The sequence below is a fragment of the Mesorhizobium sp. M1307 genome (genome assembly GCF_040318155.1).
Lineage (GTDB): Bacteria > Pseudomonadota > Alphaproteobacteria > Rhizobiales > Rhizobiaceae > Mesorhizobium.
In genome coordinates this window covers 42,990-66,288 of sequence record NZ_JAMYLR010000003.1, presented here as the reverse complement: position 1 = coordinate 66,288, position 23,299 = coordinate 42,990, and the positions used below count along the sequence as shown (strand labels likewise).

The window sequence follows — 23,299 nt, the reverse complement described above, 5'->3', positions numbered from 1 at the left end:
GCCGCGCCCGACGCGGCGAATTCGTAACCCTACTCGGCGGCCGTCTCCGATGGCGCCTCTGCCGGCCCCGAAGGCTCGGCCTCGGCACGGGGCTTGCGCCGTGAAAACAGCGACCTGAGCGTGACGTAGAACACCGGCGTCAGGAACAGGCCGACGAAGGTGACGCCGAGCATGCCGGAGAACACCGCGGTGCCGAGCGACTGCCGCATTTCTGCGCCCGGGCCCGTTGCGATCATCAGCGGCACGACGCCGAGGATGAACGAGAAGGCGGTCATCAGGATCGGCCGCAGCCTGAGCCGGCAGGCTTCGACGGCAGCCTCGGCGGCCGACAGCCCGCGTTCCTGCGCCTGCCGCGCGAATTCGACGATCAGGATCGCGTTCTTGGCGGCAAGCCCGATTAGCACGATGAGGCCGATCTGCACGAGGATGTTGTTGTCCAGCCCTCGGAACGACACGCCGAGCAACGCCGCGAGCACGCCGAGCGGCACCACCAGCACAATGGCGAACGGCAGCACCCAGCTTTCATATTGCGCCGCCAGCGCCAGGAACACGAACAACACCGACAGTCCGAAGATATAGACAGCGGCATTGCCGGTGTTGCGCTCCTGATAGGCGAGCTCGGTCCATTCATAGGAGGTACCGGCCGGCAGCGTCTTTGCCGTGATCCCTTCCATCAATGCCAGCGCGTCGCCCGTGGAAACGCCGGGCGCGGCGTTGCCCTGCAGTGGCACCGAAACGTACATGTTGTAGCGCTGGACCAGCGCCGGGCCGGTGACGTCGCGGATCTCGACCAACGTGCCGAGCGGAACCAGCGCGCCGGTCGCCGAGCGCACCTTCAGTTTCAAGATGTCGGCGCGATCGAGACGGAACGCCTGGTCGGCCTGCGCCCGCACCTGGTAGACGCGCCCGAAAGCGTTGAAGTCGTTGACGTAGGCGGTGCCCAAATTGATCGACAGCGCCTCGAAGATGTTGGGGATCGGCACGTTCAGGATGCGCGCCTTGTCGCGATCGATCGCCAGGAAGAATTGCGGGCTCGACGCGGAGAACGTGGTGAACACGCCCGTCAGCCCCGGCGTCTTGTTGGCCTTGCCGGCGATTTCGTTGGCAAGCGCCAGGATCTGCCGCATGTCGGCGCTGTTGCGCTCCTGGATCTGCAGCTTGAAGCCGCCGGCATTGCCGACGCCGCGGATCGGCGGCGGCGGCAGTGCGATAATGAAGGCTTCCTTGATGCTTTGCAGGCTGCCGAACAGATTGCCGATGACCTGGGTCGCCGACTGGCCGGCTTTCAGTCGCTCGTCAAACGGCTTGAACCTGGCGAAGATCACGCCCGCGTTGCTGGCGTTGGTGAAGGTCGCGCCGGAGAAGCCGGCGAAGGCGACCGCGTAGTCGACGCCTGGCGTTTTCTGGATGATCTGCGACGCCTGCTGGATGACCGCATCGGTCCTCGACAGCGAAGCGCCGTCCGGCAACTGGATGACGACGATCGCATAGCCCTGGTCAAGCGACGGAATGAAACCGCGCGGCACCGACTGCACCATGTAGACCGTGGCGTAGATGAGGGCCGCGAAAACGGCCAGCATGGCGGCGATCGTTATCCACGAGCCGACCAGCACGCGGATGATGCTCGAATACCAATGGGCGACCCTGTCGAAACCGCGATTGAAGCCGTCGGCGAGCGCCCGTCCGAACCGCGCCAGGAAAAAGCGCGGCGGCGCCGCCGCGGCGTGATGCGGCTTGAACAGCAGTGCGGCCAGCGCCGGCGAAAGCGTCAGCGAATTGAATGCCGAGATCGCCGTCGACACCGCGATGGTGATCGCAAACTGCAGATAGAACTGCCCAGAAATGCCGGGAATGAAGGCTGTCGGTACGAACACGGCTATCAGCACCAGCGAGATCGCGATGACGGCCGTTCCGACTTCGTCCATGGTCAGGTGCGACGCCGGATTGGGCGCCAGCCCTCTGGCGATATTGCGCTCGACGTTTTCGACCACGACGATCGCATCGTCGACGACGATGCCGATCGCCAGAACTAGGCCGAACAGCGTCAGCATGTTGAGCGAGAAGCCGGCGGCGTAAAGCACCGCCAGCGTGCCGATCAGCGACACGGGGATCGCCACGATCGGCACGATCGCCATGCGCCACGATTGCAGGAAGACGATGATGACGATGATGACCAGCAGCATCGCCTCGAGAATCGTCTTGTAGACCTCCTGGATCGACTCGGCGACGAACTCGGTCGGATTGTAGACGATGTCGTAGCTCAACCCCTTCGGGAAGTCGCGGGAAAGCTCCTTCATCTTGTCCTGGATCTCCGCGGCTGCGGCGAGCGCATTGGTGCCCGGCCGCTGGAAGATGGCGAGCGCCACCGCCGGTTTGCCGTTGAGATAGGAGTTGGTGACGTAATCCTTGGCGCCGAGCTCGATGCGCGCCACGTCCTGCAGCGAGATCAGGCGGCCGTCGTCGGTCGATTTGACGATCACGTATCGGAAGTCGCGTGCGTCGTTGAAGCGGCCTTGCGTGGTGACCGTGTACTGGAACGCCGTGCCGGTGCTGGTCGGCGGCGCGCCGATCGAGCCGCCCGACACCTGGACGTTCTGGTCGCGCAGCGCCTGCACCACATCGCCCGAGGTCATCCCCAGGGCGGACAGTTTTTCCGGATCGAGCCAGATGCGCAGCGAATATTCGCGTTCGCCGAAGATGATGAGGTCGCCGACGCCGTCTAGTCTGAGCAGTATGTCGCGCACCCGCGAGCGGGCGTAGTTCGAGACGTAGAGCTGGTCGTAGGTATTGTCGGGCGACAGCATGTGCACGACCATCATCAGGTCGGGCGAGCTCTTGGTGGTGGTGATGCCGAGGCGGCGGACTTCTTCGGGCAGGCGCGGCTCGGCGACCGACACGCGGTTCTGCACCAGCACCTGAGCCTGGTCGAGATTGGTGCCCAGCTTGAAGGTGATGGTCAGCGCCATCGCCCCGTCGCCCGACGAATAGGACGACATGTAGAGCATGCCCTCGACGCCGTTGATCTCCTGCTCGATCGGCGTTGCCACCGTCGCTGCGACCGTCTCGGCGTCGGCGCCCGGATACTGCGCGCGAACGACGATGGTCGGCGGCGCGATCTCGGGATATTGCGCGACCGGCAGCTGGGTATAAGCAATCCCGCCGAGGATCAGCAGGACGATCGAAACGACCGATGCGAAGATCGGACGGTCGACGAAGAAATGTGCGAACCTCATTGCTGCAACTCGGCGGTCTCGGCCTTGGGCGGCAACGTCACCATCTCGACCTTCACCTTGGTGCCGGGCCTGGCGTGCATCAGCCCTTTGACGATGATTGTCTCGTCGCCGGTCAGGCCCTGGCGGATGACCCGGTAGCCGTCGAGAAGCGGGCCGGTGCGCACGGGCTTCGCCGACACCATCCCGGCCTCATCCACCAGGAACACGATGCGGCGATCCTGATCGGCGCCGATCGCCTCGTCGGGCACCAGCACGCCGCTATGCGGCAGCGACCCCGGCACGTTGATGCGCCCGAACATGCCTGGCTGGAGAATGCCATCGGCGTTGGGAAACCTTGCACGCACCCGCATGGTGCCGGTCGCGTTGTCGATCCGGTTCTCGGCAAAATCGAGCTTGCCTTTGAATACCGCCTCCGCGCGGTCGGCGACGCGCACCACCACCTCGAGCCCGCCGGCGCCTTCCTGCATGCTGCCGCCGCGCTCCTTCGCGTCGCGGGCATAGCTGAAATACAGGCGCTCATCGACGTCGAAATAGAAGTCGATCGGATCGCGCGTAACGATGGTCGTCAGCAAGGTGGAATCCGGCTGCACGAGGTTGCCGACCGACACCAGCCGGCGGTCGATGCGGCCGGACAAGGGCGCCTTGATCTCGGTGAATTCCATGTTCAGGCTGGCCGTCGTCAGCGCAGCCGTCGCGCCCTGCATCTGCGCCTGCGCCGAAAGGTATTCCCGCCGGCGGTCGTCGACCGTCGCGGTTGAGATATTGCCGGTCTTGGCGAGTTCGTCGGCGCGATCCAGCTGCATCTTGGAGAATTCGAGCAGACTCTTGGCGACGTCCACTTGCGACTTGGCGGCATCATAAGCCGCCTGGTACGGACGCTCGTCGATGGTGAAGAGCAGGTCGCCCTTGTTGACCAGTGCGCCGTCCTGGAAGCTGACCTTGTCCAGATAGCCGCTGACGCGCGAACGGATGGCGACCTGGTCGACGGCTTCGAAGCGCCCGACGAACTCGTCGTCTTCGACGATTTCACGGACCACCGGCTTGGCCGCTGTCACCACGGGTAGCTGCTGGTCCTGCGCAAACGCAGTGCTGCTGAAAGCCATGCCGAGCAGGAATGCCGCCGACACGGCGGCGCGGGGAAGCCAGCCGGCCGATCGACAGGGCCCGCCCGCGTCGCGATGCAATTGCCCATTCTCTGGGGTGTCCATTTGCGTCCTCGCTCGCTGGACCCGGAGGTCGGTTGATCCGCTTCTACGCTCAGGCTTTCGTCGAGATCAGAGCACTGCACTGTTGTGCATGGCAACATGATCATTTTCCATATGGGCTGAAATGTCCATCCTGTGGCTGCCCCGCCACCCGCCACTGGCAACGCAGATCCACCGGGCGGTCCGGGACCCCATTGAGACGGGACGGCTAGACCCGGGAGCAGACCTTGGTCCCGTCGGGCTGAACGTCCGCAATCCTTCTTTAAACGTTAAAGCCGCCATTCCGCTATCGGCCCCGAGGCTGCCGGTCTGCAACGCGCCCCAAGGTCGGCCGTTAAAGTTGGTTGTGCCACCGCCTTACAGCGGACAACACCGGCGACCGCGCTTGAGGGCGTAGTTGCGCCAGGAGCGGTCATTCGATGTTCTGCCGTTGAACGGCTTCATTCGCCAGTTTAGCGGAAATTGGGCGACAGCATGGTTGTCTGAACAGGGAAGTTCGAAACCCTCTTGGTCCGCGAATCCCGCTGATTGCACGCTGCGGTGCGATATTCTGCAAGATAGCCACCCAACCAACGCCGATAGCCGCATTGCTCTCGACAAGAGCACTCCTGCCGCAGACCACCTAGCTGGCAGACACTTGGCTGATCCCGGCATCGACCCAGGCACGCGTCTGATCAAGCACTTCATCCGAGAGCGCGGGATCGTCGATCGCCCGGGCGAGGATTACTGCCCCCACCATCGCTGCCCAGCTTCCGATCGCCGCGCGGCGTCTGTCTGCCGGATCCAACTCCGGGAGCGCCTTGCCGATACGGTCGATCTGCGATCGTAGGCCTTCCGTCATGGCCGAGCGTGCAGCCGGGGTCTGATGGCGGATGGCTGCGGCAAGGCCCGCCGTCGGGCAACCGCCGGCGCAGTTGTCGCGATGCCGGGGCGAAAGATAGGAACCTACATAAGCGCGAAGATCGCCCCCTCCGCCTGAGTCCGCGGCGAGGACGTGGGCAAGGGTCTGCGCGATCAGGTCGTCCTTCGAACTGAAATGACCATAGAAGCCGCCATGGGTGAGCCCGGCGGCCTTCATCACTTCCGCCACGCTGACCGCGTCGAACCCCTTCTCGCGAAACAGCCGGCTGGCCGCATCCAATATCCGGTGACGGTTCTCCGCCATCTGCTCTCGACTGACCTTCATTTCAAAATTCTCCGTCGGCCCCGTTGACATTTACATGATGCCCATCATATTTAGCCGCAATCATGATGATCGTCATGAATATAGGTTCCATCAGAGAAAAGAGCAATGCCATGACCACCATTCCATCAGTCCTCATAACCGGCGCCTCCACGGGCATCGGAGCTTCCTATGCCGAACGGTTCGCCCGCCGCGGACACGACCTCGTGCTGGTTGCCCGTGACGTGGCACGAATGGAGGCACTGGGAGCCCGGCTCCGTCAGGAAACTGGCGTTGCGATCGACATCATCCAGGCTGATCTTACGCAGCCTGCCGAGCTTGCAACGGTAGAGACGAGGCTGCGCGATGACGCCGGCATCGGGATTCTAGTCAACAATGCCGGAACAGCCATCGGCGGAAGCTTCATCGAGCAGAGTACCGATGACGTCGCCCGGCTGGTTGCGCTCAACACGACCGCACTTCTGCGGCTTGCCAGCGCCATCGCCCCGCGTCTTGCGAAAGCTGGCGAAGGGTCGATCGTCAACATCGGCTCCGTGGTCGGCCTGGCGCCGGAGTTCGGCATGACGGTCTACGGCGCAACCAAAGCCTTCGTGCTGTTTCTGTCGCAGGGGCTCAGCCTCGAGCTTGAGCCGAAGGGTGTCTACGTCCAGGCCGTGCTGCCCGCCACGACGCGAACCGAGATCTGGGACCACGTCGGTGCCGACATCAACACGCTTTCCAACGTGATGGAGGTGGACGATCTGGTTGATGCGGCGCTGGTCGGCTTCGACCGCCGCGAACCGGTGACCATCCCGCCGCTTCCCGATGCCGGGCAGTGGGACGCGCTTCAGGCCGCGCGCGCGGCCATGCTTCCGAACTATCGGAACGAACATCCCGCCGAGCGGTACCGCAAGGTCGCCTGAGCACCAACGAATCCATTTGATAACGACCTCGTCGCGGCGGGGACAAACAAGGTGACCTATGACCAACAAAGCACTTTTTGAGCCTTATTCTCTCGGCTCGCTGACGCTCTCCAATCGTATCGTCATGGCGCCCCTCACGCGCAATCGCGCTGGCCCGGGCTTCGTTCCGGGCGATCTTGCCGCCGAGTATTACGGCCAGCGGGCCTCCGCCGGCCTGCTGATCTCCGAGGCCACGCAGATCTCGCGGCAGGGACAAGGTTACCAGGACACGCCTGGCATCTATTCTCAGGCTCAGATCGACGGCTGGCGAAAGGTCACGACCGCGGTGCACGCCAAGGACGGGCGGATTTTCCTGCAGCTCTGGCACGTCGGCCGCGTCTCGCACGTCGATCTGCAGGAGAACGGCGCCGCGCCCGTCGCGCCCTCGGCAATCCGGGCCGCGACCAAGACGTTCGTGAACAACGGCTTTGTCGAGGTTTCGGCGCCCCGCGCGCTGGCGCTCGACGAGCTTCCCGGGATCGTCAACGATTTCCGGCAAGCAGCCGCGAACGCCATTGAGGCCGGCTTCGACGGCGTCGAAATTCATGGCGCCAACGGCTATCTGCTGGACCAGTTCGCCAAGGACGGTGCCAATGTCCGCACGGATGCTTATGGCGGATCGGTCGAGAACCGCGCCCGGCTGATGCTGGAGGTTGCGACTGCGGTGGTCGAGGAGATCGGCGCAGAGCGCACCGGCATCCGGATTTCGCCCGTCTCGCCCGCCAACGGCGTCTCGAGCAGCGCCCCCCAGGCGCAGTTCGACTATATCGTCGATCAACTCGATGCTTTGGGCATCGTCTATATCCATGTCGTCGAGGGCGCCACGGGCGGATCGCGCGATGTCGCGCCGTTCGACTTCGGATCGCTCCGCCGGCGCTTCAACAATACCTATATCGCCAATAACGGCTATGACCTCGACCTCGCGGCGTCGCGGCTCGCCGAGGGCAAGGCGGACCTCTTCGCCTTCGGGCGCCCGTTCATCGCCAATCCCGACCTTGTGGAACGGCTGAAGACGCGCACGCCGCTGACGGAGTTCAACTCGGCGACGCTCTATGGCGGCGGCTCCGCTGGCTATACCGACTATCCCGCGATCGCCGCCTCAAGCCGCCCATGAGCTATCGGAGGGCGGCGCCTGCGAGGCAGCCATCCCACGTGACAGCAGCGCCTCAGGGCATCTCTCTGGCGCTCCGCTCGAACTGGTGTCCAAACCCAGGGATTCAGGAGGGCCATGGAGGGCTATAGCATAGACGTTAGCTGCTCTGGTCCGCCCAGGACCAGCCAGGCGAGATTCGTAGCACGTCGTACGTTCGCTTTACAGGCGCAAGCGGACCCATTCACCGTGATTTCGACTGTCGTGAATGGGTCAGATCGCGTCGATGCATGGGGGCGCCTGAACGTCCGCTTCTCACATTCCAAGCCTCCAAGCCGCAAGTCCGCTTCCGGCCCGATCGAGACGTTCAAAGCCTTGGTGCTAAGCGTCCGCCCATGGCGCAAAGGAGACAAATTGGCGCCCACCCCTCAAGCCGTCTTTGCTGTCACCACTCTCAATTCTCGACCATCGCCTCATCCGGAACTTCTGCGGCTTGCCTACTTCGCAACTCAGTGCGGAAACGCGTGGCTGCTCGTTCGAAAACCGGTCGATAGTGGTTTCCTGGCCCATCCGCCCCACCCCCTCACGGCACAAATATCAAAAATACCCAAGTAAAAAACACCACCAGATGGACCAAGCCGGTCAAGAACGTCGTCCTTTCCGTGCTGAAACTCACATTGCAGATGAAAAGCGCCAGGACCAAAAGCACCGTGTCGGTCGCCGGCAGCCCCAGGGTCAGGCCTCTTCCGGTCAGCAGGCTGGCGGCGGCTATGCCCGGTATTGTCAGGCCGATTGTGGCACAGGCCGAACCCATGGCGACGTTCAGGCCGCGCTGCAGCTCGTTGCTGAGTGCGGCGCGAACCGCCGAAATGGCCTCCGGCATCAGGACCAAGCCCGCGATCATCGCGCCGACAATGGCGTCGGCCTGCGGCACCTGGTAGGCGACGAGCGCATCCTCGACGCTGGCGGCGACCTGTTCGGCCAGCATGACGATGCCGATCAGCCCGATCAGCAGGAGAACAGCGCCGGCGGTGACGCTTTCGTGGGCGTCGGTTCGCGTTGCGGCGCCGTGCGCTTGTGCGTCGATAAAATCGTCGCGGTGGCGGACGGTCTGAGCGAACAGAAAACCTGCATACAGCAGCACTGAAAGCACGCTGACGAAGCCAAGCTGAGCCGCCGAGAACGTGCCGGGATCGGTGGTTCGCGTGTAGGTCGGCAGAATGAGCGTCGTGACGGTCAGCGCGACCAGAACCGCCAGATAGGCGCTGGTGCCTTGGCGGACGATCGCCTGCTTGCGATGGCGCCAGCCGCCAAAGGTGAGACACATGCCGACGACGCCGGTGGAGGTGATCATCACCGTCGAGAACACGGATTCGCGTGCAAGCGTCGGGTTGTTGGCCCCATGCAGCATGATGGAAACGATGATCGACACTTCGATTGCCGTCACCGCGATGGTCAGCACCAACGTGCCGTACGGCTCGCCCACCCGCCTGGCCACCGCCTCGGCGTGGTCGAGCACCACGAAAATGGTGATGAACATGATCGCGCTCGACAGCGCGCCGATAAACATCCTGGTGCCCAGCGACCCTTCGTCCACCGACACCCCGCTGGCCCTGACCGCGACAGCCATCGCCAGCGCGGCCAACGGCATGCCATAGGAAACCGCCGATCTTGCGAAACCGCTCATTGTCATTCTTTTGCGTTCCAACCCGCAGGAAGCTCGCGCGCTAGCCGGGCGTGTTGGCCTTGACGACCTTCTTGCATTCGGGCGTCAGCTCGCTCATGTGACCGGCCAGGCATTTGACGACGCGGCCACCGCCCGGCAACACGCCCTTGCACAATCTTTGGTAATCCGCTTGGCAGGCCTCACGCTCGGCCGCCGTCTGCGCCAGCACCGCGGTGGCTGCCAGCTGAGTTGCCAGGAAAAGCACGCCTAACCCAATCCGCATGGAACACCCCTCAAATATGTTGCCCAAACAACGCCTCCGTCACGCGTAGATACAAACGGAAGCCTTTTCACGCCGTCTTCTGCGTCACCAATCCCAGCTCGTCGACCATCGCCTGGCGCATCAGGAATTTCTGCGGCTTGCCGGTCACGGTCATCGGCAATTCGGTGCGGAAGCGGATGTAGCGCGGGATCTTGAAATGGGCGATCTGGCCGGCGCAGAAGGCCTTGATCTCCTGCTCGGTGGTGATCTGGCCGGGCTTCAGCACGATCCAGGCGCACAGCTCCTCGCCGTATTTCGGGTCGGGAATGCCGAACACCTGCACCTCCTTGACCTTGGGGTGGCGATAGAGGAACTCCTCGACCTCGCGCGGATAGACGTTCTCGCCGCCGCGGATGACCATGTCCTTGACCCGGCCGACGATGTTGCAATAGCCCTCGGCATCGATGGTGGCGAGGTCGCCGGTGTGCATCCAGCCGTCGGCGTCGATGGCCTCGCGGGTCTTCTGCTCATCGTCCCAATAGCCCTTCATCACGGAATAACCGCGCGTGCAGAGCTCGCCCGGCGCGCCGACGGCGACGGTGGCACCTTCGGCGTCGATGGCCTTGACCTCGACATGCGGATGGACGCGGCCGACGGTCGAGACGCGCTTTTCCAGAGGGTCGTCGACGCTGCTCTGGAACGAGACCGGGCTGGTCTCGGTCATGCCGTAGGCGATGGTCACCTCTGCCATGTGCATCAGCGACACCACCTTCTTCATCACCTCGATCGGGCATGGCGAGCCGGCCATGATGCCGGTGCGCAGGCTGGTGAGATCGAAGGAGGCGAACTCCGGATGGTCGAGCAGGCCGACGAACATGGTCGGCACGCCGTAGAGCGCGGTGCAGCGTTCCGTTGCCACCGCCTTCAGGGTGGCGCCCGCATCGAACCCCTCGCTCGGGAAAACCATGGTCGCGCCCTTGGTGACGCAGCCCATCGTGCCCATCGACATGCCGAAGCAATGATAGAGCGGCACCGGGATGCACAGCAGGTCGTCGACGGTGAGCCGGATCGCCGAAGTGACGAAATTGCCGTTGTTGACGATGTTGTTGTGGGTCAGCGTCGCGCCCTTGGGTGCGCCAGTCGTGCCGCTGGTGAACTGGATGTTGATGGCGTCGTCCGGTTTCAGCCCCGCTGAAATCCGGTCGAGCTTGTCATGCTCGTCGCGGCCAGCCATCGCCAGCACGTCGGCGAAATTGAACATGCCCGCAGAATTCTCCTCGTCCATGCGGATGACGGTCTTCAGCGCCGGCAGCTTGTTGGCCTCGAGCTTGCCCGGCGCAGCGTTGGCGATCTCCGGCGCCAGCGTCGCGATCATGCCGAGATAGTCGGAGCTCTTGAATGTGGCGGCGGTGACCAGCGCCTTGCAGCCGACCTTGTTCAAGGCATACTCCAGTTCGACCAGCCGGTAGGCCGGGTTGATGTTGACCAGGACCAGGCCGATGCGGGCGGTGGCAAATTGCGTCGCCAGCCATTCCCAGCGGTTCGGCGACCAGATGCCGACGCGGTCGCCTTTCTCGAGGCCGAGCGCCAGGAAACCGGCGGCGAGCGCATCGACAGTCTCGGACAGCTCTTCCCAGGTGAAGCGCTTGTCCTGCTCGACGAAGACGGCGGCATCGAGCGTGCCGTATTTGCCGACCGTATCGGCAAACAGCGCCGGGATGGTCAGGTTGAGCAGCGGCACGCTGCGCTCGCCCGAGACATGCGCCGTGCCGTCGACCGGCGCAACGAACGAGCCGCCATCGCGCTTGGAGCGCAGGCTGGTGGCATTCTTCAACTCGTCGAGATTGATCGGCATCGCCGTGTCCTCCGCAGACCAGCCGAGCCTATCAGCCCGGCGGGGTGGTGGAAATCCCGTCCATGGTGGGGCTGGGTGGGAACTCGCCTGTAAGGGCCGAAAATAAAAAACCCGCCTCGGCGGGCGGGTCTTCGGGGCCAATTGGCACCGTAGCGAGATTAATAGCATAGCTGCCGGCACAAAGCAAGAACAAAATTGCTGTACGTCAAGAAAATCGCGTCAGGTCGGTGCCAGCGGCCAAGCTGCCAATCTCCCTCCTTGAGGGGGAGATGGCCGGCAGGCCAGAGGGGGTCGTCTCGCGTGGAGCACCTGCCTGTTCTGTCCGTTAGGAGAGTCGCGTCAAGACGTACCGACCCCCTCTGTCGCCTTCGGCGACATCTCCCCCTCAAGGGGGGAGATTGGCGACGTCAGCCTGAATTCACCGATGCCATCCTGGCCGCAATATCGCGCAAAGTCGCCTCGTCGGCCGCCGAACGCATCTTCCTCGACGCGACGAGGCAGGCCTGCGAGCGCAGGATGACGCCGTCGGCCAGCACCTTGAGATGGTTGGCGCGCAGCGTCGAACCTGAGGTGGTGATGTCGACGACGATATCGGCCAATCCGGCCGCCGGCGCACCCTCGGTGGCGCCGAGGCTTTCGACGATGCGGTAGACCTGGATGCCGTGCTTTTGCGAAAAGAACTGCTGGGTCAGGCGCCAGTATTTGGTGGCGATCCTGAGCCGGCGGCCGTGGCGCTGGCGGAAATCGGCGGCGACGTCGTCGAGGTCGGCCATCGTGTCGACATCGAGCCAGATGTCGGGCACGGCGACGACGACATCGGCATTGCCGAAACCGAGGCGGGCGATGATTTCGGCGCGCGCCTCGCAATCGGCAAGGTTTTCGCGCAAAAGGTCCTCGCCGGTGATGCCGAGATCGACCGACCCCTGGCCGATCTCGCCTGATATCTCCGAGGCGGACAGGAACGCTATCTCGACGCCGTCAAGGCCGTCGATGCGGGCGCGATATTTGCGCTCGTCGCCGGGCAGGCTGACGGCAAGCCCGGCCTTGGCCAGCACCTGCAGCGCCTGCTCCTTGAGCCGGCCTTTCGACGGGATCGCCAGCGTGATCATGGCGCCGTCTCCCGCAGCGCCTCGATGCGGTCGAGCCAGACGGAAAAACCGACGCCAGGGATCGGCGTTTTGGCGCCGAGCAGCGTCAGCAGCCGGTCGTAGCGGCCACCACCGGCGAGCGGCCGGTCGCCATCCTGCGCCGCGATCTCGAAGACCAGGCCGGTGTAGTAATCGAGCGGCCGGCCGAAGGCGGCGTCGTAGCTGATTTCAGACATCGGCAGGCCGAGGCTTGCGATGGCCGCGGCGCGGGCTGCGAAATTCTCCAGCGCAGCCCCCAGTGAAAGCCCGGCATCGGCTGCAAAACGTTCGAGCGCTCCGGCGGCGCTGTCGAGCGGCACGTCGATCGCCAGGAAACTCTTTAGTGCCGCGAATGCCTCGTTCGACAGCCGTACGCTGCGCAGTTCGGCTTTCTCGATCAGGCGCCGCGCAATCTCGGACGGCGAACGCCCGGCCGTTGCCGACAGGCCGGCCTCTTCCATGCCGCCGGCGATATGCGCCGAAAGACCGTCAAGATCGCCGTCGAGGACAAGGGCGGCGGCCGCGCCGGCAAGCTGGCTGTTGCGCGGTGGATTGGCGAGGTCGGCAAGGGCTGCCTCAAGCATCGGCGCCGAGCCGAAGGCGCGCGCCAGCCGCATGCGCCAGCCGCGCGGCAGGCCAAGCGCGGCCAGCACCGCCTCGAAGATGGTCTGGTCGCCGAGCGTCACCGCCAGCTCCCGGCCGGGCAGCACCAGCGACAGCAGCGCATGCGCATCGGCCAGCGAACGGGCGTCGGCGGCCGCCGTGTCGCGGTCGCCGAGATCCTCGATGCCGGCCTGGAAGAACTCGTTGCCGCCCTCGCGGCGCTGGCGAAACACCTCGCCGAGATAGGAATAGCGGCGCGGCGTGCCGGCCTGGCTGGCGATGTGGTCGAGGCAGACCGGAATGGTGAATTCCGGCCGCAGGCAAAGCGTCTGCCCGGTCTCGCTTTCGGTGAGAAAGATGCGGCGCCGCAAATCCTCGCCGGCCATGTCGAGGAACGGATCGGCCGGCTGCAGCACAGCGACCTCGACCGCGTGGGTGTTGCGCGCGGCGAAGAGGCTGGTGATGTCGGATGCGATGGCGGGGCGCGAGGTCACGGCAGGCGCCCTTCCCTTCTCCCCCTGTGGGAGAAGGTGGATTGGCGCGAAGCGCCAAGACGGATGAGGGGTGCCGGAAGAAATGAGGCGTCGGCGTTCCCTGGAACACCCCTCATCCGACCGAGCTTCGCTCGGCCACCTTCTCCCCCAGGGGGAGAAGGAAGCGGCGCCCTACTTGCCACGCGCCCGCTCCTCGGCCTGCGCCGCCAGTATCTTCTTCACCTCGGCGACCAGATCGCCTTGCGACACGGTCACCTGCGCCGGTCGTGCGGCGCGCCATTCGGCGTTGTCGGCGATCTCGGCCGACATTTTCGCGCCTTCGATCAGGTCCTTGATCTGCACCTCGCCCTTGGCGCGCTCGTCGCCGCCCTGGATGACGGCGACCGGGCTGCCGCGGCGGTCGGCATATTTCAACTGCGCCTTCATGCCGGCGCCGCCGAGATACATTTCCGAGCGGATGCCGGCGGCGCGCAGCTCGGCCACCATCTTCTGGTAGCGGCCGAGGCTTTCCGTGTCCTTGTCCATGGTCAGCACGACGACCGGCGCGATGACATCGGAAGTATCGAGCTTGCCGAGGTTCTTCAGCGCCGTCATCAGCCGCGAGACGCCGATCGAAAAACCGGTCGCCGGCACCGGCTCGCCACGAAAGCGCGAGACGAGGCCGTCATAACGTCCGCCGCCGCCAACCGAGCCGAAGCGCACGATCTGGCCGTCCTCGTTGGGGATTTCGGCCAGCAGCTCGGCCTCGTAGACCGGGCCGGTGTAATATTCGAGGCCACGCACAACGGAGGGATCGATGCGAATGCGATCCTCACCGTAGCCGCTTTGCGCGACCATGGTTCTTATCTGCTCCAACTCTGCAAGACCCTCGACAAACGAGGCGTTCGTGATGCCGAGATGTTCGAGTTTTCTTTCCTCGACAAGATTGCTGAGCCCTGGGGTGATAGATCCCAGTGTCTGGACAACTTGTTCGGGATCATGCTGCGCCATGACCGTGAAATAGCTGATCACAACATCGATTTGAGCGTTACCCAGCCCGGCGCCCTTGGTAAAATCACCGCTCTCGTCCTTGCGCCCGGCGCCCAAAAGCAGGCGCACGCCCTCGACGCCCAGCTTGTCCAGCTTGTCGATCGCCCGCAGCACCTGCAGCCGGCGGCCAGCGTTCTCGTCGCCGCCGAGGCCGATCGCCTCGAGCACACCGTCGAGCACTTTGCGGTTGTTGACGCGGACGACGTAATCACCGCGCTTGATGCCGAGCGCCTCCATCACGTCGGCCATCATCATCGCCATCTCGGCATCGGCCGCGACACCCGGCGTGCCTACCGTGTCGGCGTCGAACTGCATGAACTGGCGGAAGCGGCCGGGACCGGGCTTCTCGTTGCGGAACACCCAGCCGGAACGATAGCTGCGATAGGGTTTCGGCAGGCGCTCGAAATTCTCGGCGACGAAGCGCGCCATCGGCGCGGTCAGGTCGTAGCGCAGCGACAGCCACTGGTCGTCATCGTCCTGGAACGAGAACACGCCCTCGTTCGGCCGGTCCTGGTCGGGCAGGAATTTGCCGAGCGCATCGGTGTATTCGATCAGCGGCTGGTCGACCGGCTCGAAACCGTAAAGCTCAAAGACCGAGCGGATCGTCGCCATCATCTTCTCGACGGTGCGCAGATCGTCGGCGCCGCGGTCGACAAAGCCGCGCGGCAGCCGCGCTTTCATCTTTTCGGATTTGTCGGCCATGGGATGGGTACTCGGTGTTTCGTGGCGCTTCGGGGATCGGTTAAATAACCGATTTCCACGGCGCGGGTGTCCTAACCGATGCAGCCCGGAGAAGGCAAGGGTTTGCGCTTCTCCCTGCTCCCCCTGCGCGAGAAGGCAAGAAAAAGAAGCTGAAACAATTGCGCCATGCGCGCGGCATCGTGCCGACACAATCCGGGCCGATAAGCGCGCCGAAACAAGGGGTTCGGGGCCATGGCCACGCTACAGAAGTTCGACATCATCGATAGCCGGGCACGCGACGCCTCGGTCCGGCTGCGGCCGGCCGATGGTTATGCCCCGAAGACGAAGCAAATCGCCGGACCGTTCGAGGTCGCGGCGCAACAGCGCAGCGGACCGACCATGCGCGACGTGCTGATGACCGGACTGCTGGTAATCTATCCGGTGTTCGCCGCGCTGGCGGCCATCCTTGCCGGGTTTTTCCTGGCCGGCGCCGGCGGCGCCTGAGCCGCTATTTCGGCCGCTTGAACGCTTTCCGTTCCGCCTCGACCGGTTCGCGGCAGACGCAGCCCTCGAGATGGTCGTTGACCAGCCCCATCGCCTGCATGAAGGCGTAGACGGTGGTCGGGCCGACAAAGCTCCAGCCGCGCTTCTTCAGCTCTTTCGAAATGCGGACCGAGACGGCCGTCGTCGGATTGGCGCGCAAATGCGCGAGGTCGACGATCTCGGGACGCTCGTGCGGGCCGGGCTCGAACTTCCAGAACCAGGCCGCCAGCGAGCCGGCCTCGTCGATGAGTTCGCGGGCGCGCTTGGCGTTCTTGATGGTCGACACGATCTTGCCGCGGTGACGGATGATGCCGGCATTGCCGAGCAGGCGCTCGACATCGGCGTCGGTGAAAGCCGCGATCTTGTCGACATCGAAGCCGGCAAACGCCTCGCGGAAATTGTCGCGCTTGCGCAATATGGTCAGCCAGGACAGGCCCGACTGAAAACCTTCGAGGCAGATCTTCTCGAACAGGCGGCGGTCGTCGGCGACCGGCCGGCCCCATTCGTGGTCGTGGTAGTGCAGATAATCCGGCAGGTTGCCGTGCCAGAAGCAGCGGGCGATGCCGTCGGGACCGGCAAGCAGACCTGTCTTTTCATCCATGGCGGAATTCCGTTCGTGTCTTGGCGTTGACGCGTTTTGACGCGGCCTTTACCGCGGCTTTACCAGATTCCTGAACCGGGCGGTAACCACACCAAAAGCTTTACTGACAGATCGGCATTTTACGCATTCCGATTCATGTTTCGGTTGCCGCTTCGCGCCCAATGTCGGCGAAATCGGGGAGGCTTTGCACCCCGGCATGTTCGACGATCAAGGTGCGTTGCGATGAAGACATTCTTGTTCCCACTGTTCGGCGCCGCGGCCGTGCTTGCGGCCGGCGCCGCCAATGCCAACGACCGCTATGCGGAGAGGCCGCCGGTGGTGGTCAGCCCAGATCTTTCGGCGCCCTGGGTGCTGCAGCTCGGCCATGCCCCGGGCACCGTGCGGCAGAGCCGGCAAGAGGCGCAGCCGCAACGGCGCTACCGGCGGCTGGCCGAACCCGATCAGCTGCGCACCGCAGCGGTGCAGGCGCCGGCCAAGCGCATGGTGATGCGGCCGCAGATCGACCCGATCTATCTGCCGCAGGAAGTCGCCTATGACGGCCCGCAGAAGCCGGGCACGATCGTCATCGATACGCGAGAGAATTTCCTCTATCTGGTCGGGAAGAACGGTAAGGCGCGGCGTTATGGCGTCGGCACCGGCAAGCCGGGCTTCGAATGGTCCGGCACCCACAAGATCACCAACAAGCGCGTCTGGCCGGATTGGCGGCCGCCGGCGGTGATGATCGCCCGCGAAGCCGCCAAGGGCCGTTATCTGCCGACCTATCTCGCCGGCGGCATGGAAAACCCGCTCGGCGCACGCGCGCTCTATCTCGGCTCGACCGAGTACCGTATCCACGGCACCAATCAGCCCTGGACGATCGGCGGCGCGGTGTCGTCGGGCTGCATCCGCATGCGCAACGAGGACGTGGTCGACCTTTACGAGCGGGTCAATGTTGGCACGACGGTTGTAGTGATGTAATCTGCGGTTGACCTCACCGATGATTCTGCTCAGAAGCCTCGGGAGCATTGAATAACGGGGGACGGGCCGTGTGGGGATGCGGCCAGTCACGAAAGGGCAGCGCGGCAAGCCGTGCTGCCCTTTTTGTTTCCGCCAGCAGGAATTGACGGGAAGATTTTGCCGGCACGTCGCGCGACCGGCATGACGGTTCGCTTTTCGCGCTGCCTTTTCGCGGTTGCTTTGCTATGTGGCGGCTAAAATCCAGATAAAGGCCCCATCCCGATGTCCCTTTCCGATGACAGCCGCTATCTCAGAGGCGGCCCGGTTGCCCAACGCATCATCGCCGGCGTGCGCGAGGACGCGGCGATCGCCACCGCCGAAGGCTTTCCGCCCAAGCTGGTGTCGGTCACCGTCGGCGATACCGCCGCGGTCGACGTCTATGTCCGCAACCAGCGCGCCAAGGCCGGGTTGGCCGGCATCGGCTTCGAGGAAAGGCGCTTTCGCGCCGACATCACCGCCGGCGAGCTGGAAGCGGCAATCCACGGGCTCAACGCCGACCCGCGCGTCACCGGCATCATCATCCAGCGGCCGGTGCCGGTGCACATTCCGATCAAGACGCTGCAGGCGGCGGTGCATCCGCTCAAGGATGTCGAGGGCATGCATCCGGCCTCGATCGGCAACATCGTCTACAACCAGCTCGACCTGGCGCCCTGCACCGCCGCCGCTTCGGTCGAACTGCTCAGGGAAACCGGCCTCGACCTCAAGGGGCTCGAGGTGGTGGTCGTCGGCCATTCCGAGATCGTCGGCAAGCCGATCGCGTTCCTTTTGATGAGCGAAGGCGCGACGGTGACCGTCTGTCACCACATGACGCGTTCGGTGGCGGCGCATGCGCGCCGCGCCGACGCGCTGTTCGTCGCCGTGGGCCGGCCGCGGCTGATCAAGGCCGACATGGTGAAGCCCGGCGCTGCCGTGATCGACATCGGCATCAATTCGGAGATCGGGCCGGACGGCGAAAGCCGCATCGTTGGCGACGTCGACACCGAAAGCGTCAAGGAAGTCGCCTCCTGGATCACGCCGGTGCCGGGCGGGGTCGGCCCGATCACGGTGGCGATCCTGCTGCGCAACACGATGGTAGCGCTCAGCCGCCAGCGCGCCCGCTACCAGGCCACCTACGGCACGGCAGACCGGCTGGCGGCGGAGTAGGCGCTTTCGTCACGTGTATTGCGGCACATGGATGGCAGGTGATCCGGGACTCGTCATCCCAGAAGACGTAGAGCACGCCGCCGCTGCCCCAGAAGAAACCGGCGAGTGAATCGAACTGAAGAAGAAATTTCATTTCCCGGTCCGTTCCGGGAACGACTGGAAACTGCGGTCCCTGAATCCATGACGGCAGCCCACCAAGCCGAAACAGGTTTTGCCTTGAATTGCTTATCCCGTACGACTGCCTGAGCCACCGTTTAGGGGTCGGTGCCAACCGAACAGTTCTTTTCTCGGCGGCTTTTGCAGGCCTCTCAATGTAGGGCGAATGCAGAGGCGCGATCGGCGTCGGCACACCGGCAGCGTCGTGGGAATAATAGGTCGATTCGAGAGAATTCGCACAGGTCTCGATACGGAGTCTGGGAAGAGGCATCGTCAGCTCACTCCCAAGATCGTCCAGCGTAATCAGATGTATCAGTCGCTCTCGACAGATCGGGCACACTGCCGATCCTTCGCCGCCGACCGTAAGTTGCCTGCCAGTCGCCGGCAGATGCCAGGTAGGATGATAGCGATGCGTCGGAAAAGACATGTCGCTCGGAGCGCCTTCCTCAAAGCTGAAATGATGACATGCCGGCGGCGAACGAGGATCATCATGCGTCAGCCAGTCTGCGAAATCGGGAATGTCGCCCAAGGTACCGTCTGGAAACAATTCCGGCGCCTGCAAGGCGACGTGAGCCAGCAGATCCTCCATGTCTATTCCGCGTTTCACTTCCTCTTGCAGGAAAAATGCCAGACGAGCCAAATGCGCGTCGTCGAGAAACGAAACGGCGTCGATAATCAGATTGTCTTGCTGGACGTCGGCTTCTACCGCTGCCTTTATGAGCGCAAACAGGAATTCGGACCCATCCTTGAGATGACGAGCGATGATTGTCTGGCATTCGCCATAGCTGGCCTGGAACGTCGCCGGCGATCTGTCCGACAGCAGCCGAACGACGGTTCCAATCTCTTCGGACTTTGGGTTGGGCATCTCGGCAGTCTCATCGGCGGGTGCGCAGCAATCAAACCAATTTTGGCGGCTCGCCGCCATAGGCCCAGTCGAGCAGCTTTATCGTGTGCACCACCGGCAGCTTCGCGGCGGAGGCGATCTGGGTGATGCAGCCGATATTGCCGGTGGCGACGATTTCGGCACCGGTCGCCTCGATATTCCTGACCTTGCGGTCGCGTAGCGTTGCCGAAATCCCGGGCTGCAGGATGTTGTAGGTGCCGGCCGAACCGCAGCACAGATGCCCTTCGCGCGGCTCGCGCACGACGAAGCCGGCTCTGGCCAGAAGCTCCTTCGGCTGGCGGGTGATCTTCTGGCCGTGCTGCATCGAGCAGGCTGAGTGATAGGCGACGATGGTGCCCGGCTTGCGGACCGGCTCGGGCAGGTCGAGGCTTGCCAGATATTCGGTGATGTCCCTGGCCAGCGCCGACACGCGCGCGGCCTTGTCGGCATAGGCCGGATCGAGGCGCAGCATGAAGCCGTAACCCTTGATGGTGGTGCCGCACCCGGATGCGGTGATGACGATGGCGTCGAGTCCACCCTGCTCGATGGCGCGCGTCCAGGCGTCGACGTTCCGTCGGGCCGACGCCAAGGCAGCGTCCTCGCGCCCCATATGATGCACCAGCGCGCCGCAGCAGCCCTCGCCCTCGGGCACCACGACCTCAACGCCAAGCCGGGTCAGCAGCGAAATCGTCGTGTCGTTGATGCCGGGATCGAGCACGGATTGCGCGCAGCCGGTGAGGATGGCGACGCGGCCATTTTTCTTCGCGCCCTGCCCGGCATGGACGCCCGGCGAGGCCATCGGCGAGACTGCCGGGACCGACGCCGGGGCCAGCTTCAACATCGCGCCCAAAGGCTTCAATGCCTGGATTTTCTCAAACAGGCCGGCGAACGGCTGGCCGAGCTTCGCCAGCTTGAGCGCCGCGCGGAAACGCGAGGGATAGGGCAGCACGAGGGCCAGCATGGCGCGTGTCAGGCGATCGGCCAGCGGACGCTTGTAGGTCTCCTCGATATGGACGCGGGCGTGGTCGACCAGATGCATGTAGTTGACGCCCGACGGGCAGGTGGTCATGCAGGCGAGGCAGGACAGGCAGCGGTCGATATGGGTGACGATTTGCTTGTCGGCCGGCCGTCCGTTTTCCAGCATGTCCTTGATCAGATAAATCCGGCCGCGCGGCGAATCCAGTTCGTTGCCGAGCGTCACATAGGTTGGGCAGGTGGCGGTGCAGAAGCCGCAATGCACACATTTGCGCAGGATCTTCTCCGATTCCGCGACATGCGGATCGGCGAGCTGGGCAGCTGAGAAATTGGTCTGCACGTAAACGAATCCTTACCGTTTGAGCATGATCTTTTCCCAAAACCGGTACCCACTTTTGGGGATCATGCTCATAATCCCAGAAACCAGCTTTCCGGGTTCTTGACCGCCTCGCCGCGCTGCAGCGCCTGCAGGCCAAGAACGCAGCGGGCGATGAACCAGACGGCGACCGCGACCATCAGCACGACACCGATGACCACGATCATCAACAGCGCCGAGATCAGTGCATAGAGCAGGCCGATCCAGAAGGTGCGGATCAGGAATGTGTAGTGGCTTTCGACGAAGCCGCCGGCCTTGCCGCGATTGATATAGGCCAGGACGATGCCGACAATACCGCTGACGCCGATGGCTAGGCCGGCGAGATAGAGGATGTAGATGACCAGCGCGTTGGTCGGGCCGGGCTCCAGCCAGCGGTCGGTCTGGCGTGACGTACCGTTTTGGCCTGGATCGCTCATTGTGCTCCTCCCTCGGTTGCCGGCGCGAGAGTAGCAGAGCTTGCGCCCGGCGCCATACGGCCGGGATTGAGGATATTCTTCGGGTCGAATTCGGTCTTCAGCCGCGCCGACAGTGCTGCCAGTTGCGGCGCTTGCGGTTCGAACACCGGCACGGCGGCGCGGTGCGAAGGGGTTGCGCGCACCAGCGTCGCATGGCCGCCGCCATGTCTTCTGATCAGGCCGCGCAACGGGCCAGCCTCGGGATCGTCCTGCTGCATGCGCAGCCAGATCAGCCCGCCCTGCCAATCGTAGAAGGCATCGACCGGGGCCTGCATGCGCAGCGCCAGCACCATCTGGTGGCCCCGCGACGGCGCCATCGAGACGCGCCACACCGGCCTTTCGCTGCCATCGGCGAACGGCGCGCAGTCGCGGACACCGCGCCAGACCGAGTACGAGACCGAACCGGAAATCTCCTGCAGCGGCCCGGCGTTTTTCAGCAGGTCTTTCAGAGCGGCAATGCGGTAAGCGACCGACGGGCCGAAGCCCTCGATGCGCAGCAGCGTCGCGGCATCGCTGCCGAGACTGCCGCCGGCGACCCTAGCTGCGACCCGTTCGGGAAGATGGGCAGCACTCGACACTTCGGCGCTGGAACCCAGCGCCAGCGCCATGGCGGCGGCGGCGTGATCGTCGAGCAGGCCGCGGATGGCGAGCGTGACTTCGGTCTCGGCAGCAGGCAGCACCTTGAAGGTGACGTCGGTGAGCACCGCCAGCGTGCCCCAGCTGTTGGCCATCAGCTTGGACAGATCGTAGCCGGTGACGTTCTTGACGACGCGGCCGCCCGACTTGAAGGCCTCGCCGCGCCCGGAAACGGCCGCTATGCCGAGGATATGGTCGCGCGCAGCACCCACCTTCAGCCGGCGCGGGCCGGAAAGGTTCGCGGCGAGTGCGCCGCCGATCGTGCCTCGCGCTGGCCCACCGCCGAGCAGCGGGCCGTAATCCATCGGTTCGAAGGCAAGTTGCTGGCCGTTTTCGGCAAGCAGGCTTTCGATTTCGGCCAGCGGCGTGCCGGCTTTTGCCGACAGCACCAGTTCGGCCGGCTCGTAAAGCATGACGCCGGAGAGTCTGGAAAGGTCGAGCGTATGCTCACTCTGCTGCCGCCGGCCGATACCGCGCTTGGAACCATGGCCGATGATTTCGAGCGGCGAGTCTTCCGCGGCTGCCCAAGCGATTGTGGATAGGGTTTCCGCGGCTGTGGACGGGGTGAAGGTGGTCATGCGGCAGAGCCCTGGTTCCTCGCCCTCGCGAAGCGGGGGAGAGGTGCCTCGCGCAGCGAGGCGGAGAGGGGGCCATCATAGCGCCACCTCTAGAGTTCTTGCTTGCAAAAACGAACCTGAGGTCGGCAGAGATTACGTCCTCCGCGAGCCGTCCCTCAAGTGCTGCAAGAATGGTTTCGCAGACACTCGTCGGGTTGGTTAGCATGTCGGCGCTCCAGAATCGGATCACCGAGAACCCTTTGCCGCGCATGAATTCGTCGCGTCGCCTGTCGTAAGTACTCTCGGCGTGTTGACCTCCGTCCAGCTCGACGATCAGCCTTTCGCTTCGGCAGGCGAAGTCTGCAAAATACGGCCCAATCGGCATCTGACGCACGAATTTATATCCGCCCAGCCTCTTGGCCTTCAACTCGTTCCAGAGGGTCGCTTCCGCCTGATTGTCGCCTCGACGAAGCTCGCGGGCGCGCGCGACCTTTTCGGGTGAACGCCGGCTTGGTGCACCGGTCGTCCCCCTCTCCGTCTCGGGCTTCGCCCGAGCCACCTCTCCCCCGCTTTGCGGGGGCGAGGAACCCCCATTCTGAGCTGTCATCA

At 64.1% G+C, this 23,299-nt stretch carries 19 protein-coding genes and 1 pseudogene; 5 read left to right on the top strand and 15 right to left on the bottom strand.

Annotated features, from left to right (window positions below; all coding sequences use genetic code 11):
• Positions 1-29: 29 nt before the first annotated feature.
• The 3 genes from NKH16_RS05930 to NKH16_RS05920 all read right to left on the bottom strand — a co-directional run bounded on the left by NKH16_RS05930 (position 30) and on the right by NKH16_RS05920 (position 5,624).
• Entirely contained in the window at positions 30-3,233 is a 3,204-nt protein-coding gene (locus NKH16_RS05930; RefSeq protein WP_352874847.1) for an efflux RND transporter permease subunit, read from the bottom strand.
• A complete protein-coding gene (locus NKH16_RS05925) occupies positions 3,230-4,336 on the bottom strand; it encodes an efflux RND transporter periplasmic adaptor subunit (protein ID WP_051406143.1) in 1,107 nt (368 codons plus the stop codon). The genes NKH16_RS05930 and NKH16_RS05925 overlap by 4 nt, the downstream gene beginning before the upstream one ends.
• 724 nt (positions 4,337-5,060) lie before the next feature.
• A complete protein-coding gene (locus NKH16_RS05920; protein ID WP_352451022.1) occupies positions 5,061-5,624 on the bottom strand; it encodes a TetR/AcrR family transcriptional regulator in 564 nt (187 codons plus the stop codon).
• A 110-nt stretch (positions 5,625-5,734) separates the two neighbouring features.
• Here NKH16_RS05920 and NKH16_RS05915 point away from each other — a divergent pair, with 110 nt between their 5' ends.
• Both NKH16_RS05915 and NKH16_RS05910 read left to right on the top strand, forming a co-directional pair.
• Positions 5,735-6,523: an SDR family NAD(P)-dependent oxidoreductase gene (locus NKH16_RS05915; RefSeq protein ID WP_352874849.1), complete on the top strand. Its 789-nt coding sequence runs from the start codon at positions 5,735-5,737 to the stop codon at positions 6,521-6,523.
• Between the two features lie 58 nt (positions 6,524-6,581).
• The gene (locus tag NKH16_RS05910) at positions 6,582-7,676 is read left to right on the top strand and encodes an alkene reductase (RefSeq protein ID WP_352874851.1); all 1,095 of its coding nucleotides are present in this window, start codon (positions 6,582-6,584) and stop codon (positions 7,674-7,676) included.
• A 559-nt stretch (positions 7,677-8,235) separates the two neighbouring features.
• On the opposite strand, the gene NKH16_RS05905 is transcribed toward NKH16_RS05910, so the two are convergent.
• The 6 genes from NKH16_RS05905 to hisS all read right to left on the bottom strand — a co-directional run bounded on the left by NKH16_RS05905 (position 8,236) and on the right by hisS (position 15,390).
• A complete protein-coding gene (locus NKH16_RS05905; protein WP_352874853.1) occupies positions 8,236-9,339 on the bottom strand; it encodes a calcium:cation antiporter in 1,104 nt (367 codons plus the stop codon).
• 40 nt (positions 9,340-9,379) lie between these two features.
• Complete coding sequence (locus NKH16_RS05900; protein ID WP_352450969.1) at positions 9,380-9,601, bottom strand: cysteine rich repeat-containing protein; 222 nt, start codon at positions 9,599-9,601, stop codon at positions 9,380-9,382.
• Positions 9,602-9,668: 67 nt separating this feature from the next.
• A complete protein-coding gene (locus NKH16_RS05895; protein WP_352833616.1) occupies positions 9,669-11,435 on the bottom strand; it encodes an AMP-binding protein in 1,767 nt (588 codons plus the stop codon).
• Between the two features lie 407 nt (positions 11,436-11,842).
• Positions 11,843-12,544 (bottom strand): ATP phosphoribosyltransferase, encoded by a 702-nt coding sequence (hisG, locus tag NKH16_RS05890; protein ID WP_352744035.1) that lies wholly within the window; start codon positions 12,542-12,544, stop codon positions 11,843-11,845.
• A complete protein-coding gene (locus tag NKH16_RS05885) occupies positions 12,541-13,659 on the bottom strand; it encodes an ATP phosphoribosyltransferase regulatory subunit (protein ID WP_352744036.1) in 1,119 nt (372 codons plus the stop codon). Before NKH16_RS05885 ends, hisG begins: the two co-directional genes overlap by 4 nt.
• Positions 13,660-13,830: 171 nt before the next feature.
• Entirely contained in the window at positions 13,831-15,390 is a 1,560-nt protein-coding gene (gene hisS, locus NKH16_RS05880) for a histidine--tRNA ligase (RefSeq protein ID WP_352747994.1), read from the bottom strand.
• 231 nt (positions 15,391-15,621) lie between these two features.
• Between hisS and NKH16_RS05875 the strand changes: the two genes are divergently transcribed.
• Positions 15,622-15,873, top strand: a complete 252-nt coding sequence (locus tag NKH16_RS05875) for a hypothetical protein (protein WP_352450964.1) — start codon at positions 15,622-15,624, stop codon at positions 15,871-15,873.
• Between the two features lie 4 nt (positions 15,874-15,877).
• On the opposite strand, the gene NKH16_RS05870 is transcribed toward NKH16_RS05875, so the two are convergent.
• Entirely contained in the window at positions 15,878-16,513 is a 636-nt protein-coding gene (locus NKH16_RS05870; RefSeq protein WP_352450963.1) for a DNA-3-methyladenine glycosylase I, read from the bottom strand.
• Positions 16,514-16,735: 222 nt separating this feature from the next.
• On the opposite strand from NKH16_RS05870, the gene NKH16_RS05865 reads away from it, so the two are divergent.
• Together NKH16_RS05865 and NKH16_RS05860 are read left to right on the top strand one after the other, a co-directional pair.
• Entirely contained in the window at positions 16,736-17,470 is a 735-nt protein-coding gene (locus tag NKH16_RS05865) for a L,D-transpeptidase (RefSeq protein ID WP_352450962.1), read from the top strand.
• 261 nt (positions 17,471-17,731) lie between these two features.
• Complete coding sequence (locus tag NKH16_RS05860; protein WP_352747990.1) at positions 17,732-18,652, top strand: bifunctional 5,10-methylenetetrahydrofolate dehydrogenase/5,10-methenyltetrahydrofolate cyclohydrolase; 921 nt, start codon at positions 17,732-17,734, stop codon at positions 18,650-18,652.
• On the opposite strand, the gene NKH16_RS05855 is transcribed toward NKH16_RS05860, so the two are convergent.
• The 5 genes and pseudogenes from NKH16_RS05855 to NKH16_RS05835 form a co-directional block, all read right to left on the bottom strand.
• Positions 18,588-19,673 (bottom strand): hypothetical protein, encoded by a 1,086-nt coding sequence (locus NKH16_RS05855; protein WP_352874856.1) that lies wholly within the window; start codon positions 19,671-19,673, stop codon positions 18,588-18,590. The two genes, NKH16_RS05860 and NKH16_RS05855, sit on opposite strands and share 65 nt — an antisense overlap.
• Positions 19,674-19,704: 31 nt before the next feature.
• The gene (glcF, locus tag NKH16_RS05850) at positions 19,705-21,006 is read right to left on the bottom strand and encodes a glycolate oxidase subunit GlcF (protein WP_352898665.1); all 1,302 of its coding nucleotides are present in this window, start codon (positions 21,004-21,006) and stop codon (positions 19,705-19,707) included.
• A gap of 68 nt (positions 21,007-21,074) precedes the next feature.
• Positions 21,075-21,458 carry a DUF4870 family protein gene (locus NKH16_RS05845; protein WP_352450958.1) on the bottom strand — a complete coding sequence of 128 codons (384 nt, stop codon included), beginning with the start codon at positions 21,456-21,458 and terminating at the stop codon, positions 21,075-21,077.
• The gene (locus NKH16_RS05840; RefSeq protein ID WP_352874861.1) at positions 21,455-22,711 is read right to left on the bottom strand and encodes an FAD-binding protein; all 1,257 of its coding nucleotides are present in this window, start codon (positions 22,709-22,711) and stop codon (positions 21,455-21,457) included. Before NKH16_RS05840 ends, NKH16_RS05845 begins: the two co-directional genes overlap by 4 nt.
• Positions 22,712-22,805: 94 nt before the next feature.
• A pseudogene (locus NKH16_RS05835) lies at positions 22,806-23,297 on the bottom strand (endonuclease domain-containing protein); the annotation flags it as partial.
• Positions 23,298-23,299: the final 2 nt, after the last annotated feature.